Annotated in this window: 11 protein-coding genes; 10 read left to right on the forward strand and 1 reads right to left on the reverse strand. The window is 51.1% G+C overall.

What is annotated here, in order from left to right; genetic code table 11:
* Nucleotides 1-761: 761 nt before the first annotated feature.
* Nucleotides 762-1,748, forward strand: coding sequence for a Gfo/Idh/MocA family protein (locus tag QZT18_RS21875; protein WP_294151523.1), 987 nt, complete (start codon nt 762-764; stop codon nt 1,746-1,748).
* Between the two features lie 95 nt (nt 1,749-1,843).
* On the opposite strand, the gene QZT18_RS21880 is transcribed toward QZT18_RS21875, so the two are convergent.
* Complete coding sequence (locus tag QZT18_RS21880) at nt 1,844-3,163, reverse strand: MATE family efflux transporter (RefSeq protein ID WP_294151524.1); 1,320 nt, start codon at nt 3,161-3,163, stop codon at nt 1,844-1,846.
* Nucleotides 3,164-3,395: 232 nt separating this feature from the next.
* On the opposite strand from QZT18_RS21880, the gene QZT18_RS21885 reads away from it, so the two are divergent.
* The 9 genes from QZT18_RS21885 to QZT18_RS21925 all read left to right on the forward strand — a co-directional run bounded on the left by QZT18_RS21885 (nt 3,396) and on the right by QZT18_RS21925 (nt 14,520).
* Nucleotides 3,396-4,244, forward strand: coding sequence for a MurR/RpiR family transcriptional regulator (locus tag QZT18_RS21885; RefSeq protein ID WP_294151526.1), 849 nt, complete (start codon nt 3,396-3,398; stop codon nt 4,242-4,244).
* Nucleotides 4,245-4,402: 158 nt separating this feature from the next.
* Nucleotides 4,403-5,479, forward strand: coding sequence for a M42 family metallopeptidase (locus QZT18_RS21890; RefSeq protein WP_294151527.1), 1,077 nt, complete (start codon nt 4,403-4,405; stop codon nt 5,477-5,479).
* Between the two features lie 139 nt (nt 5,480-5,618).
* Nucleotides 5,619-6,329, forward strand: a complete 711-nt coding sequence (locus QZT18_RS21895) for a nucleotidyltransferase family protein (protein ID WP_294151528.1) — start codon at nt 5,619-5,621, stop codon at nt 6,327-6,329.
* Nucleotides 6,320-7,390: a GHMP kinase gene (locus QZT18_RS21900; protein ID WP_294151529.1), complete on the forward strand. Its 1,071-nt coding sequence runs from the start codon at nt 6,320-6,322 to the stop codon at nt 7,388-7,390. The genes QZT18_RS21895 and QZT18_RS21900 overlap by 10 nt, the downstream gene beginning before the upstream one ends.
* Nucleotides 7,391-7,441: 51 nt before the next feature.
* Nucleotides 7,442-8,197 carry an HAD family hydrolase gene (locus QZT18_RS21905; protein ID WP_366925951.1) on the forward strand — a complete coding sequence of 252 codons (756 nt, stop codon included), beginning with the start codon at nt 7,442-7,444 and terminating at the stop codon, nt 8,195-8,197.
* 47 nt (nt 8,198-8,244) lie between these two features.
* Nucleotides 8,245-10,533 carry a potassium transporter KefB gene (locus tag QZT18_RS21910; protein WP_294151531.1) on the forward strand — a complete coding sequence of 763 codons (2,289 nt, stop codon included), beginning with the start codon at nt 8,245-8,247 and terminating at the stop codon, nt 10,531-10,533.
* A 1-nt stretch (nt 10,534) separates the two neighbouring features.
* Nucleotides 10,535-11,173, forward strand: a complete 639-nt coding sequence (locus QZT18_RS21915) for an SIS domain-containing protein (RefSeq protein WP_294151532.1) — start codon at nt 10,535-10,537, stop codon at nt 11,171-11,173.
* A 51-nt stretch (nt 11,174-11,224) separates the two neighbouring features.
* Complete coding sequence (locus QZT18_RS21920; protein WP_294151533.1) at nt 11,225-13,525, forward strand: hypothetical protein; 2,301 nt, start codon at nt 11,225-11,227, stop codon at nt 13,523-13,525.
* A gap of 68 nt (nt 13,526-13,593) precedes the next feature.
* A complete protein-coding gene (locus QZT18_RS21925) occupies nt 13,594-14,520 on the forward strand; it encodes a glycosyltransferase family 2 protein (protein ID WP_294151535.1) in 927 nt (308 codons plus the stop codon).
* Nucleotides 14,521-14,568 lie beyond the last annotated feature (48 nt).

Raw genomic sequence — 14,568 nt, forward strand, 5'->3', positions numbered from 1 at the left:
CGCCGGCTTCAGGGGCTGATTGTCTCTTTCGTCAAGTAAGGGGGAGGTATTGTCGCGGCCACTACATTGTTGTGATATTTTTATATTCAGACTGAATAATAAGTTGAACTATTAAGTCGAACTATTAAGTTGAACTAAAAGATGGAGATCGGACTAAATAATCTAAGGCTAAAATACAATATAATTTCATATTGGACAGGAGGGAGATTTCCGTCATACAAAGAGATGCAGAGGCTGCGACAATTTCCCAATTCCATAAAAAGAAGCACAAATCAGCGGCCGCAGACCCGGACCTGGTATGGCTGGAATCCGTTACAACTGTGTAGTGACCGCAACAATAGGGCGTCCACACTTGACGAAAGAGACAATCAGCCCCTGAGGACGGCGGGCAGGGCAATACCCTTGGCTAAGTCTTCAGTTCCGTCGATAACCTGCCCGGGGAAGGAGGAGAAAAACTTTCCGAAGGGAGACCTTGAAGCCCGCCGGTGCTTAGCGAGGTTCTTTCGAGCTTAGCATCCGCTGTGCGCTTCATAAGCGGGAGCGTGTCCCCGCAGGAATTTTTTTCTCCTCCTTCCCCCTCACCATAACCAACCCTCGGAACTGAAGACTCATATATCCCCACTCCCCAGCCCGCCATCCAACAGAGGCGTCCTCGCATCTCAACTAAACATAAGCCTTGACAACCCCGCCCCCCGCGTTTTATCATGACGGAAAGACGGCTGTCCGCCGCCTGCAGTGACAGCAATATGAGGGAGAATACTATGGATAGGAATCGGAAGAACTACCGCTGGGCGGTACTGGGCTGTGGGGTGATTGCCAATGAACTGGCTGAGGCAATGGGAAAGCAGGGAAGAAAACCGGATGCAGTGGGAAACAGGACACGGGAAAAGGCAGTTGCATATGCTGAAAAGTATGGGATTGGGAAAGTTTATGAAGACTTTCATCAGATGTTTACCGATGATGAAATTGATATTATTTATATAACGACACCGCATAATACGCATATCACGTTTATTTTGGAGGCGCTGAAGAACGGGAAACACGTCCTTTGTGAAAAGTCCATTACCCTTAATTCGGAGGAGCTGTCGCTGGCGGTCCGGACGGCGCGGGAACACGGCGTTATTCTTGCGGAGGCCATGACGCTTTACCACATGCCCGTATACAGGAAATTACGGGAGATAACGGAGTCGGGGGCTCTGGGACCCCTCCGTTTTATCCAGATGAATTTCGGCAGCTATAAGGAATATGATATGAAAAACCGCTTTTTCAACCGGGAGCTGGCCGGAGGAGCGCTCTTGGATATCGGAGTTTACGCCCTTTCCTTTGTGAGATGGTTTATGTCGGAAAAGCCGGATCGGGTTGTGTCACAGGTCAGGTTTGCCCCGACCGGGGTGGATGAGCAGGCGGGAATTCTTCTGATGAACCGGGCGCAGGAGATGGCTTCCGTTTCACTTTCACTTCATGCTAAACAGCCGAAGCGCGGTATGGTTTCATTCGACAGGGGGTATATTGAGATTTATGATTATCCCAGGGCGGAGAAAGCAGTCATCACTTATACGGAAAGCGGCCGGACGGAAACGGTCGGGGAGGGAAAGACGGAGGATGCCCTGATGTATGAGGTTATTGATATGGAGCTGGCGGTTTCTGGAGCGGCGGACAGGATGCATCTGGATTTTACGGAGGATGTCATGGAGATTATGACGGACCTACGCAGGGAATGGGGAATGAAATTTCCGGAGGAAGAATAGGGCTGCGGCTTTTTCAATAATGCCGGTAAAACAGCCGGGCAGTAAAGAACATGGGGAATCCCTTTGTCTTTACCGCCCGGCTGTCCGCACCTTTTCTAGTGGATGCCGTATTTCCGATAGTAGATTAATTCATATAAAGTCATGCAGATCCAGCCCAGTGTCGTGCCGATTACAACCGCCTGAATCCCAAATCTTCCCAGAAGGGAGTAGGTCAGGACAACGCGGATAGGAATCTGGATGACCGTGGCAATCAGCGTTACCCGAAGGTTTCCGATACCGCGGAAATAACCCTGGAAGCTGTTGGTGAATCCGCTGATAAAATAAAAGCAGGCCATCGGCACAATGTAAAGCGTTCCGATCCGGATGGCTTCGACCTCCTCCGGTTTCAGGAAAATGCCGAGAAGCTGGTTTTTTCCGACGAGTACGAGGGCGGAGATGGTGATAATATACACCTCGGCCATCACCATAACGGTTTTCAGGCCGGTAGGAATCCTTTTGTACTGCTTTGCCCCCTTGTTCTGGGCGGTAAATGTGGTGACGGAGGCTGCCAAACTGTCCCCGGGTGCCAGGATATAGCTGTCGATGATAGAGACGGCGTTAAAGGCGGCCACAGCGTCGACGCCGAGCGTATTGATGCCCGACTGGACCAGAAGCCGGCCGATGTAGAGCACGGTCTGCTGAAGAGCGGAGATAGCGCTGAAATCAATGGTCTTTTTCAGAAAGTCCATTCTGATGCGCAGCTCTGCAAACTTAAGCCTCAGATAGGGAACCTTGAGTTTTATGTAGATAAACAGCATCAGCGAGGAAACGGCCTGTGAAATAACGGTCGCATAGGCGGCTCCCTGTACGCCCATATTCAGCGTGCCGACCATATAAACCGCCAGGAAAACATGAAGCACGGTGGTAATGCAGAGAACGTAGAGCGGAGCCCTGGCGTCGCCCAGCGAGCGCAGTCCCGCAGACAGTATGTTATAAAAGAAGGTAAAAATCAGTCCCAGCGAGATAACTCTCAGATAGTCGGCGGCCATCGGCGCAATCTCTGCCGGCGTTCTTGTCAGGGTGATGAAAAGACCGCTGCCCGCAAAGGAGAGCAGTGAGAGAACAACCGTCAGGAGAAAGCCGGAAACAAGGGAGGTTGCCATCTCTGCTTTCAGGGCGTCGTAGTCGTGCGCCCCAAAGTATTCGGACATCAGGATGGAGGCGCCGAGGGAGAGGCCCACAATCAGGAAAATCAGAATATTCATGATGGGACCGGCGGCCCCGATAGCGGCCAGCGCCTCCTTTCCGTTATACTGCCCCACAATAATGGAGTCCACCGTCTGGTAAAGCTGCTGCAGAAGATTGGCGAACATCAGAGGGACGGCATAAGTCAGAAGATGTCTGGTGATATTTCCCTGAGTCATGTCTCGAGCCATAAAAAGTCCTCCCGGATTAATGATAAATTTTAGGAAAATGCTGGCAATGAGCAGAAATTTCTTGCCAAAATCAAAATCCTTATTTATAATGAATCTTGAAAATCATAATCATAAAAATATTGAATTTTTGAAATCATTTCTTAGTGTAATTATAGTTACTGGAGTGAGGGATGTCAATCGGAATTTTCCCGCGGACTCCGGGAAATGGGCAACAGACACAGGAGGGCATAAGATGGATAGAATTAAGAATATACCCGGTGAAGCCAAGCTGACGCCGAAGGACAAAATTGTCCTCGACTATATATTGAGAAACCGGGAAGCGGCGTGTTTCATGACTTCGGCGGAGATTGCCCAGATATTGGGAGTCAGTCCGTCCTCCGTCGTGCGTGTATCGTCCAAACTGGGCTTTGAAAATTTCAGCCATTTCAAGAGGGCGCTGCAGGAAGAGCTGGCCGAGAACCGGAAGAAGGAAAAGACCCAGATTCCATACGAGAAAATAAAGTCCATGGAACTACTGTCCGAGGATGAGATTATCGCGGTACTGAAGGACAACGTGCTGAGAAATATTGAGAATGACCAGACAACGGCTGATTATGTAAACTACCGTAAGGCGGCAAAACTGATAGCCGAAGCGGATCGCGTGTTTATTGTGGGATTTCGGACCTGCGCGGGTTTTGCGTCGTCGTTCGGCGTCATGATGGGCTGTGTGCGCTCCGGCGTCTATGTAGTGAACGGCAGCCAGCCCCTGGTCGATTCCCTGGTGGATTTGACGGAAAAGGACACGGTCATCGGCCTGTCCTATGAGAGGTATTCAAGCGACACGGTATTTGCGGTCAATATGGCAAAGAGGGCGGGCAGCCACATTGTTGCCCTGACGGATAAATATACGTCGCCTCTCTGTGCCGGAGCGGAGGCCGTCATTTTAAATTCAACGGAAAATATATCATTTTACAACTCCTACACAACCCTCGTCATGGCGATGGAAGTCCTCCTGGGGCTTGTCAGCAAGAAGAACAAGAAACAGAATGAGGAGCGGCTGATTAAAATGGAGGAGTATTTAAGAGAGACGGGACAGTACTGATTCGGTACTGTTCTTTCTTTTTATTTAATATTTGTTTTCGGGTTTCTTACTTTTCATGGAATTCAGGCCTTTTGTGGCGGTATCGGGTGGAAAATGAAAGTGATATGTGATAAAATACAAAAGTTAAACTGGGTTTGCTATGCCCGCAGGAGGGAAGAATGAGAGATATGAACTATATTGTAAATATACTGGATGAAATTGTTAATATACCCAGCCCGTCGGGGTACACAAAGAGGGTGATGGAGAGAATTGAGAAGGAGGTAAGCGGCTTTGGTTTTCCGGTTGCCTATAACCGGAAAGGCGGAATGCTGATTACCGTGCCGGGAAAGACGGAGACGGTTCTGGGACTGTCGGCCCATGTGGATACGCTGGGCGCCATGGTGCGTTCCGTAAGGCCGGACGGGACCCTGGCCATCGTATCGGTGGGCGGGTTTATGATGCAGTCCATCGAGGGCAGCTACTGCCGCATCCTGACAAGGGACGGTAAAACATTCACCGGAACGATTCAGACAAAGGCTCCGTCCGTACACACCTTTGATGAGGCCAGGACGCTGGAGCGCAAGGAAGCCAACATGGAAGTCCGCCTCGATGAGATTGTGCGGGAAAAAGCCGATGTGGAGGAGCTGGGCATCGGCCCCGGGGATTTCATAAGCTTTGATCCGAAGTTCGTTTACACGGAAAGCGGTTTTATCAAATCCAGGCATCTGGATGACAAGGCGTCCGCCGCAGTCATACTGGGACTTCTCAAATATCTGCATGAGACGGGAAAACAGCCGGAGCAGACTCTCAAAATTGCCATCAGCAATTATGAAGAGGTAGGCCACGGATGTAGCTACATCCCGGAAGAGATAGAGGAATTCCTTGCCATCGACATGGGCGCCCTCGGCGATGATCTGAGCGGGGATGAGTACCGCGTATCCATCTGCGCCAAGGATTCTTCCGGCCCCTACGATTTTGATATGACGAACAGGCTGATCGGCCTGGCAAAAGAATATGGAATTGATTATGCGGTGGATATTTTCCCGCACTACGGTTCCGACGTTTCCTCCGCGCTTTCCGCCGGAAATGATATACGCGGAGCGCTCATCGGTCCGGGAGTTTCGGCTTCCCACGGACAGGAACGCACCCACATTAAGGGGCTGGAGCAGACATGGATGCTGCTGGCCGCCTATGTAGGAGTGCTGGATAAAGAACTCAGCCGGAAATTTTTTGAGCAGATGAAAGATCAATTATAAGCAATTATAGGAACAACTATAAGATTAACTATAAGATCAATTATAAGTCATGGCGTTACGGTACACGGCGGCAGTTCTGTACGGTGTTTTACAGAAGCTCCGCGGACAATAACGGCAGTTTGTAAACGGGAGGATAAAGATGCAGGCAATACTTCTGGCCGGAGGGCTGGGGACGCGGCTTCGCAGCGTGGTAAGCGACCGCCCCAAGCCAATGGCTCTGATTGAGGACAGGCCCTTCTTGGAATACGTGGTCCGCGGGCTGGCGCGGTTTGGGATTACCGATATTATTTTTGCCGTCGGATATAAGGGCAGCATGGTGGAAGAGCATTTTAGAGACGGGGAGGCCTTTGGGATCAGGGCGTCCTATGCCTATGAGGAAGAACTTCTGGGTACGGCGGGAGCAATCAGGAATGCGGGCCGTTACATTACCGAAGACAGCTTTTTTGTCCTCAATGCGGATACCTTTTACCGGATCGATTACGGCAGGCTCGTAAAAGTTAAGGAAGAGAACGGACTGGATATGGCTCTTGTGCTCCGGGAGGTTCCCGACGTGTCGCGCTATGGCGCGGCCGTCCTGGACGGCGTGATGCTGACCGGATTTAATGAGAAAGAAAAAGAGGCGCGGCCGGGCACAATTAACGGAGGCGTTTACCTGATGTCACGAAAACTGCTCGATGAAATCCCGCCCCGAAAGGTTTCACTGGAAAATGAGATGATTCCCGGATGGATGAAGGAAGGCAGGCGTCTGGGCGGCTTTGTCAACGACGGTTACTTTATTGATATCGGCGTGCCGGACGATTATTTCCGATTTCAGGAGGACGTGAAGAAAGGAGTGATCAAATGGTCATAAGAGGAAGAGCTCCCCTGCGCGTCAGCTTCGGGGGAGGAGGAACCGATGTGGAACCGTTCTGTCTGGAACAGGGAGGGGCCATCATCGGCAGCACAATCAATAAATATGCATACTGTTCCATCATACCGAGGGAAGACGAGCACATTACCGTCCATTCCCTGGATTTCGATATGACGGTGAAATACAATACAAAAGAAAATTATGTTTATGACGGCAAGCTGGATCTCGTTACGGCTGCCTTAAAGGCAATGGATATCAAGCAGGGCTGTGAGGTTTATCTTCAGTGTGACGCGCCTCCGGGATCCGGTCTTGGAACCTCGTCGACCGTCATGGTCTCCCTTCTCACTGCAATGGCGCGGTGGAAAGGAATTGAGTTTGACAATTATGCGATGGCGGATCTGGCTTATGGCGTGGAGCGCTGCGACTTAAATATAGCGGGCGGTTACCAGGATCAGTATGCGGCCACATTCGGGGGATTTAACTTTATCGAATTCCACGGGCGCAACAACGTGGTGGTCAATCCCCTGAGAATCAGGAGAGATATCATCAATGAACTGCAGTATAACCTGCTCTTATGTTATACGGGTAATATCCACGTTTCCGCTAATATTATCAAGGATCAGGTCAGCAACTACAAAAAACAGGATGCCTTCGACGCGATGTGCGAGGTAAAAGCTCTCTCCTATGCAATTAAAGACGAGCTGCTGAAGGGAAATCTGCACAATTTCGGAAAACTTCTGGACTACGGCTGGGAGAGCAAGAAGAAAATGAGCAGCAAGATCAGCAGTCCCCAGATTGATACTCTTTATGAGGAGGCTAAGAAGGCCGGCGCCCTGGGCGGGAAACTCCTGGGAGCAGGCGGCGGCGGGTTCCTGCTGGTATACTGTCCCTACAATGTAAAACATAAGGTGGCGGCCAGACTGGAAGAGGTCGGCGGCCAGCTCATGGACTGGAATTTTGAACTCAGGGGCGCTCAGAGCTGGATCTGCAATGACGACAGATGGCAGTACCAGGATGTGAAGGTCCAGATGCCGGATAAGGAATACCAGTTCAAATTTTAACCAGATAACGGAACCAGTTTCAGGAGACATAAAGATGGCGGGAGATAAGAGATGACGTCAATGAAAGAGCAGAGGGAGCCGGAACGGGATGAAAAACCGAAGAAGGTGGTTTTTCTGGATCGCGACGGCACGATGAATACGGAAGTGAACTATCTGCACAGGCCGGAGGATCTGGTGCTGATACCGGGAACAGCCGAGGCCGTAAGGCTGTTTAACGAGGCGGGGTTCACCGTGATCGTGGTGACGAACCAGGCCGGAGTGGCCAGGGGATACTATACGGAAGCGGACGTGGAAACGCTGCACCGGTACCTGAACGTTCTTCTGGGGCAGTCGGGCGCCCACGTGGATGCATTTTATTACTGTCCCCATCACCCGGAGCACGGAATCGGGGAATATAAGAGGAACTGCCGCTGCCGCAAGCCGGGAACCGGAATGTTTGAAGCGGCGGAGCGGGATTTGGCCGGAGGAATCGACCGGGAAAATTCCTGGATGATAGGAGACAAGCTGATCGATACCGAGGCCGGGCATAATTTTGGAATCAGAAGTATTCTCGTCGGTACGGGATACGGCGCGGCGCTCCGAGAGTCACAAAAAGAGGATGGAACAGAGCCGGGCAGCGGATGTGCGGACGGAAACTATGATTACTACGCAGAAGATCTTCTCGCGGCGGCACGGGCCGTGACGGAGGGAAGATGGAGCGGCAAGGACAGTAAGGACAATAAAGATAGTAAAGGCAATAAAGATAGTAAAGACAATAAAGATAGTAAAGACAATAAAGATAGTAAAGACAGTAAAGACAGGCGCTGAAGATAAGCGCTGAAGAACCAGAGAACTAAGACAGGAGGAGGCGGAACATGCAGTTAAGAAACAGAATGGCAGCAGCAATCATGATACTTGCAGCCGCAGTCTCCATTTTAATCCCCGTTCATACCTTATTTTTCGGGGAAGGATTTCTTGTAAATTATATTAAGACGCCGGAATCGGCAAAGATGCTGGCGGAGATTGGCATTCTGTTCCTCATTTCGGGGGCAGTCTTTTTCCTGATAAAGGACAAAAGAAAGCAGGCGGCCGCGGCCGCGGTTCTGGCCGTGGTTTTCTGCTGGCTGCACGTAGTGTTTCTTCCGATGGCTGTCTCGGCGGTATATCTGGGATTTCTGATCCTGGCCGGGCGGTTTTTAAAGGAATATGTTTTTAAAATAGAGGAGCGGGGCGGATATCCCGCCGATTTTCTGCTGGGAAGCAGCGCAGTGATTCTCTGCTTCTGTCTTCTATCGGCGGCCGGAATCGGCCGGATTCCGGTCATGCGTCTGGTCTGCCTGGGCGGCGGAAGCTTTCTTTGCGCTTTCTACGGCGTGAAGTGGAAACTGCGCGGGAGAATCCGTGAATGTGAAAACGGACAGCCGGAAACGGCCGGGAAGCTCCTTTATCCGCTGTGCTTTACATTCATTCTCATCGCCGTGCTGATACAGGCCGGCAGGATGAACATTGCGCTTGATTTTGATACCCTGTGGTATGGCGTCAGGTCGGAGTATATTCTGGCCGGGGGCGGCGGAATTTATGAAAATCCGGGTCTGGTGGGAATGGCCTACGTTTATTCCAAAGGGCTGGAGGTCCTGACCCTGCCGCTGGCGGATTTGGCCTCACACAGCTATCTGCTGTTTTTTACCCTGTGGCTGTCGGTGATGGGGCTGACGGTTGTATACAGAGTTGCCCGGCTTTTTATGAAGCGGGAGTATGCCGTTTTGGCGGCGGCGCTGTGTGCGTCCCTGCCCGGCATTATGAATATGGGAATCTCTGCAAAGCCCGATATTATCACGTGGCTTCTGCAGCTTATTATATTGGAGTATTTTTTCAGGTATGTCGTGAGCACGCAAAAGCATAGTGCGGATATCTCCAAAGGGAATGTACCGCTGCTTCTTCTGGCGGCGGGGGCCTACCTTCTGTCGCTCACGATGAAACCGACCTCCCTTGTGTTCTCCACGGCCATATTCGGGATGATGGGACTCTATCTGATTTTCTCAAAGAGACTGTCCTTTAAAGCGCCCGTAAGACATTGGGCGGCGCTCGTTTTACCGGGAGCCGCACTGATTGGAATCTGGGGCAGGACCATGATGATAACGGGAATGCCGGTGACTTCCGTTTTTACCTCCATTTTTGCAAAAATGGGGTTTGAAATGAAATATCCCTTTGCCACAGGTTCACTGCCTCAGAACTGGCAGGATGAGAGTAACCTGCACGTACTGCTCCGCAGGCTCTGGCAGATCCTTTTATCGCCGGAAGGCAAGGATATGGGGCATGTGATTATCGCATGGGGGACGTCATTCCTCTTCTTTGCGGCGGCCTGCATGATTCTGTTTCGGCTGACGGGCGCGGTAAAGCGGGAGAAAGACTGTATCAATCGGGCGGCGGCCGTTGTATTCTGGCCGTTCCTGGCGGTTAATATGGTGAGCCTCATCATGCTGTACCAGGTGGATGGAAATTACTTTATGCTTCTTTATACCTTCCTGATTCTGTGGTTTTGCAGAAGTCTGAACCGGTTGGAGGAGAAGAGCCTTAAAAAACTGGTTCTGGCGCTGACCGTGCCGCTTCTTACTTTTAATATCCTGGTAATGTCGCAGACAAACTGGGCCTGGTCGGCGGGATTTTCCGAGATTCAGGTACTGAACAAAGGGAGATATAACCACAGGGCAAAACAGCATGAGGACATGATAGCAAAAGGAAATGCAGTCATCTGGCAGGTGCTTTCGTCCGACCCGGCAAACCGGGTTATTGCTTTCGGAAACCACCCCTTCTGCCTGGAATTTCCCTGCAATGTCCAGTCTTATAAGGATATCACATCGCCGTGGGGAAACGTGGAACTGGTCAATTCCCCGGAGGCGTTTGAGGAATATATGGAATATGCGGATACGGATTATGTGTACGCGGAGGCCGGTTATATCGGCACAGACAGTTGGGAGTGGAGCTACGGCCTGCTCCGGGATTTGATTGCGGACGGTGTGCTGACCGATTTCTTCTTTGAAAACGGTAATGCGCTGGCCCGGGTCAGCCGGGAAAAACTGACAAAGGAGGAGGCGGAGGCAAATTTACGTCTCTTTGACGAGAATTACATTACTTCAGACAGTGTGAAACAGGAGGTACGGTAAAATGGATGAATACAGATATCTAACGGAACTTACGGAGCGCTATCCCGTGTTAAAACAGGTGGAGGGCGATATAAGGGCTCTTTATGAAACGGTCAGGGATTCGTATGAGAACGGCGGCAAACTTTTAATTGCCGGAAACGGCGGAAGCTGTGCGGACTCGGAACATATCGTGGGAGAGCTGATGAAGGGCTTTGTAAAAAAACGGTCCGTTCCGGAGGAGATGGCAGAGAGCCTTAAAGCCGTGGATCCGGAGAGAGGCGAAAAACTGGCCTGCAGCCTGCAGCAGGGACTTGCGGCTATCGCGCTGACGGGACATATCGCCCTGTCCACGGCATTTTTAAACGATGTGGACGGCGAGGTGATCTACGCCCAGCAGGTTTACGGATACGGAAAACCGGGTGATGTGCTGCTCGGCATCACCACATCGGGAAATTCAGAAAACATCATGTATGCCGCCGTGGCTGCCAAAGCCAAGGGCATGAAGGTGGTGGGCCTGACCGGAAGGGACGGAGGAAAGCTTAAGGGAATCTGCGACGCGGCAGTGGTGGTTCCGGAAACAGAGACATTTAAAATCCAGGAACTGCACCTTCCTGTTTACCATGCGCTGTGTCTGATGCTGGAAGAGCATTTCTTCCGGTAAGATGACAATAACAAACACAATATAGGATTAGAAAATGGAGCTTGCAGTACAATGAAGTTTAATGGGACATTACGGCGGGGAAGGCATGAGTCGGGGGCGCAGTATACCGCGGAACGTGCTGTTACGCATGAAATGTGCGGCAGCAGATCCGGGGCCTGGAGGGCGGGAAGTCTGGCTTTCTACTTTTTCCTTCTGTATGCGTTATTAATATGGATCTGTGAATTCCTGGATCTTTTGTGCTGGCTTGCGGGACTTCCTCAGGTGACCGTTCTGTCCAGGGCGGCGGCCCTCATTTTAACCGGGTTTGCCGGATGGAAGATCATAGGGGTTCCCAGGACGGAGCGCGTAAAAACAGATCTGATTGCAGTGGCGGGAAGTATTTTTATCTTTGGCTTTTTTGCGGTAAAGGGAATCCGCCCGGACATGAGCTATGACACTTATAATTATCACCTGCTCAGCCAGATACCCGGATTTTTAGACAACCTGAATTATCACGTCATGCCGGGGAAATTTCAGATGTTTGGTTTCCGGCTTGGGGATCGGATGTTTTATCCGTTCCGCGCAGCCCTGGGATTGAGGATGGGAACACTTTTAAATGCGGTGGCCATGCTGGTCATCTACCGCCAGGTAACGGTCTTTCTGGCCTGGTTTAAGAGCAGCCTGTGCATTGTAGGGCAGTGGGAGAAAAAAGCGCAGAATCCGGTTATAAGAGCGGTATGGAAGGTTTTAGGCTCTCCGTCTCTCCTGGCATTTCTGGCGGTGTGCCGCTATGATTTGATTTTACAGAGCGGAAGCTACATGGTCGAACTGCTGGCGCTGCCGTTTCTGCTGGAGATGATTTTTCTTCTGGTGAGGGAGCGCGACGAGGCGTTTGTAAAGCGGGAGGCATTTGTCTTCTGCCTGACGGGCGGGATTTTCTTCTGCCTGAAGATGACCAATATCGTCTACCTGGCTCCGCTGGTGATTTTATATATCTGGAAAATAAGAAAAGACATTACCGTACCTCTGTTTTTTTCCTGCCTGGCGGCAGGGGCGGTTCCGGTAATGATTTACCTGATTTACAATGGAGTCAGTACGGGAAATCCTGTTTTCCCCTACTATAATACAATATTTAAATCGAGGTATTATCCGATTGAGAACTTTAAGGACAAACGCTGGGGGCCTTCCGAGTTTAAGGAAATCTTCCTCTGGCCGTGGTACATGATACGCTATCCCGATTACAGGATGAGCGAGATGGCATCCACTTTCAACCTGGATCTGGTGGCCGGATATCTGGCTATGGCTGGCCTGCTCGTTCCCGGCCTGTTTAAAAAGGCCGGGAAACAGGTTCGGGAATACAAACGGGAGATGCTGCTGATTGGCGTTTATCTCCTGTCGATGTTTGCCTGGACGGTAACGACGGGCCACACGAGATATTTTATGGGAGGCATACTCCTGAATGGGATCATCCTCATGCTCTGCTGTCTGCGCCTCCTGTATTCCGGGGCCTGGCTGCCGGTACTGGCCGGTATCGCACTGCTCCTTCCCATGGGAGGAAAAGTACAGTACGGTTTTAAAATGGTTTGGCAGGGATACGAGTGGTGCATGAGGGATGATTCTCCGGCGAGCTACGAAGCGAATGCCAAATGGATCTTCAGGGACCGCGAATTATTTTCCGAGAGCATCAGGCAGCAGGTGGATGTGATATTTATGACCTGGGCCGACTACGGCAGTTACGCAAGGCTGATCGGGGAGGATGTTCCCGTTTACAACCGGAATGCCATCGTAGGAGAAATGAGGGGCATTCAGCAGGAATATTTTAAGCGGGTGGAGAATTTCATGCGGGAAGGCAAAGGCGTATACGATATGTTCCCGCAAAGCGCCGAGAATTTAGACGCATACCTTGAATGGATGAACAAAGCGGGGTATTATGTAGAGGATATATTCTATATGACCGAAAAACTCTCGGGTCCGCAGGCCTTCAATATGGCAAGGCTCAATATGGCGGACGGAAGGGAAAACAGATGGTATTATGCGTATTCCGATGAGCGGTATGGGCGTTTCCAGATGGACAAAGAGTCCGAACGCTATAAGATGACGGCTGTTTTCGGCGATCCGGACTGGTGGATGAATCCGTATCCGTTCCGGATTATCATCACCGCTTCCGACGGCGTCACGACAAAAGAGGCCGGAGCGGTGGAAATCCCGGGTGATGCGCAGTACAGGAAAACGGAGACGGAGCTTGACCTTACCGGTCTTACCGGCACGATAACGATAGGTTTTAAATCTTCCGTAGACGGGAAGAGGGGAGTGGCGGTCAATCCCGCACTGTCACCATTACCGGCCGGCGGGGATGAAAACGCCGGAAATTAAAATGAAAGAAACCGTGGAACCGTTCAGAACCGGACGGCGGCGGAACAATGATACAGGAGGAATAGAGGATGGATACGATTGCAGTATTGATTCCCTGCTATAATGAGAGCCAGACGATAGCAAAGGTAGTAAAGGATTACAGGGAGGCGCTTCCGGAGGCGACGATCTATGTATATGACAACAACTCCACCGATCACACAGATGAGGCGGCGAAGGAGGCCGGAGCTATTGTACGCTATGAATACCATCAGGGAAAGGGCAACGTTATCCGCAGCATGTTCCGCGACATCAATGCGGAGTGTTATCTGATGATAGACGGGGATGATACCTATCCGGCGGAGAACGCCAGGAGCATGGTGGATCTGATCCTTTCGGGCAGGGCCGACATGGTGATTGGGGACAGGCTGTCCTCCACCTATTTTACGGAGAATAAACGGCCCTTCCACAATGCGGGCAACCGCCTTGTGCGGGGACTTATCAATACGATATTCAGCAGTGATATCAAGGATATCATGACGGGCTACCGGGCATTCAACTACCAGTTTGTAAAAAGCTTTCCAATCCTTTCAAAGGGGTTTGAGATCGAGACGGAGATGAGCATCCACGCGCTGGATAAAAACTTCAAGCTTCTGGAGGTTCCCGTCACATACCGTGACAGGCCGGCCGGCAGCGTCTCCAAGCTGAACACCTATAAGGACGGATTCAGGGTCTTAAAGACGATTGCCAGACTGTTCCGCGACTATAAGCCGTTTGCCTTCTTCGGATGGCTGGGACTGCTCTGTTTTCTTATAGCAACCGTATTCTTTGCCCCGATTCTCGAGGGGTATTTCTCCACGGGAACGGTTCCGAAATTCCCGACCCTCATCGTCTGCTCGGGCATCTATGTGGTGTCCTTCCTGCTGTGGATGAGCGGACTCATCCTGGATGTCATCGCAAAGAAACACAGGCAGCTGTTTGAGCTTTACCTGAACATTCTGAGCGATAAGAAGATTTAGTTGAGATGCGAGGACGCCTCTGTAAGATGGCGGACGGGGGAGTGGGAG

The sequence above is a fragment of the uncultured Clostridium sp. genome (assembly GCF_900547735.1).
Classification (GTDB): Bacteria; Bacillota; Clostridia; order Lachnospirales; family Lachnospiraceae; genus Otoolea.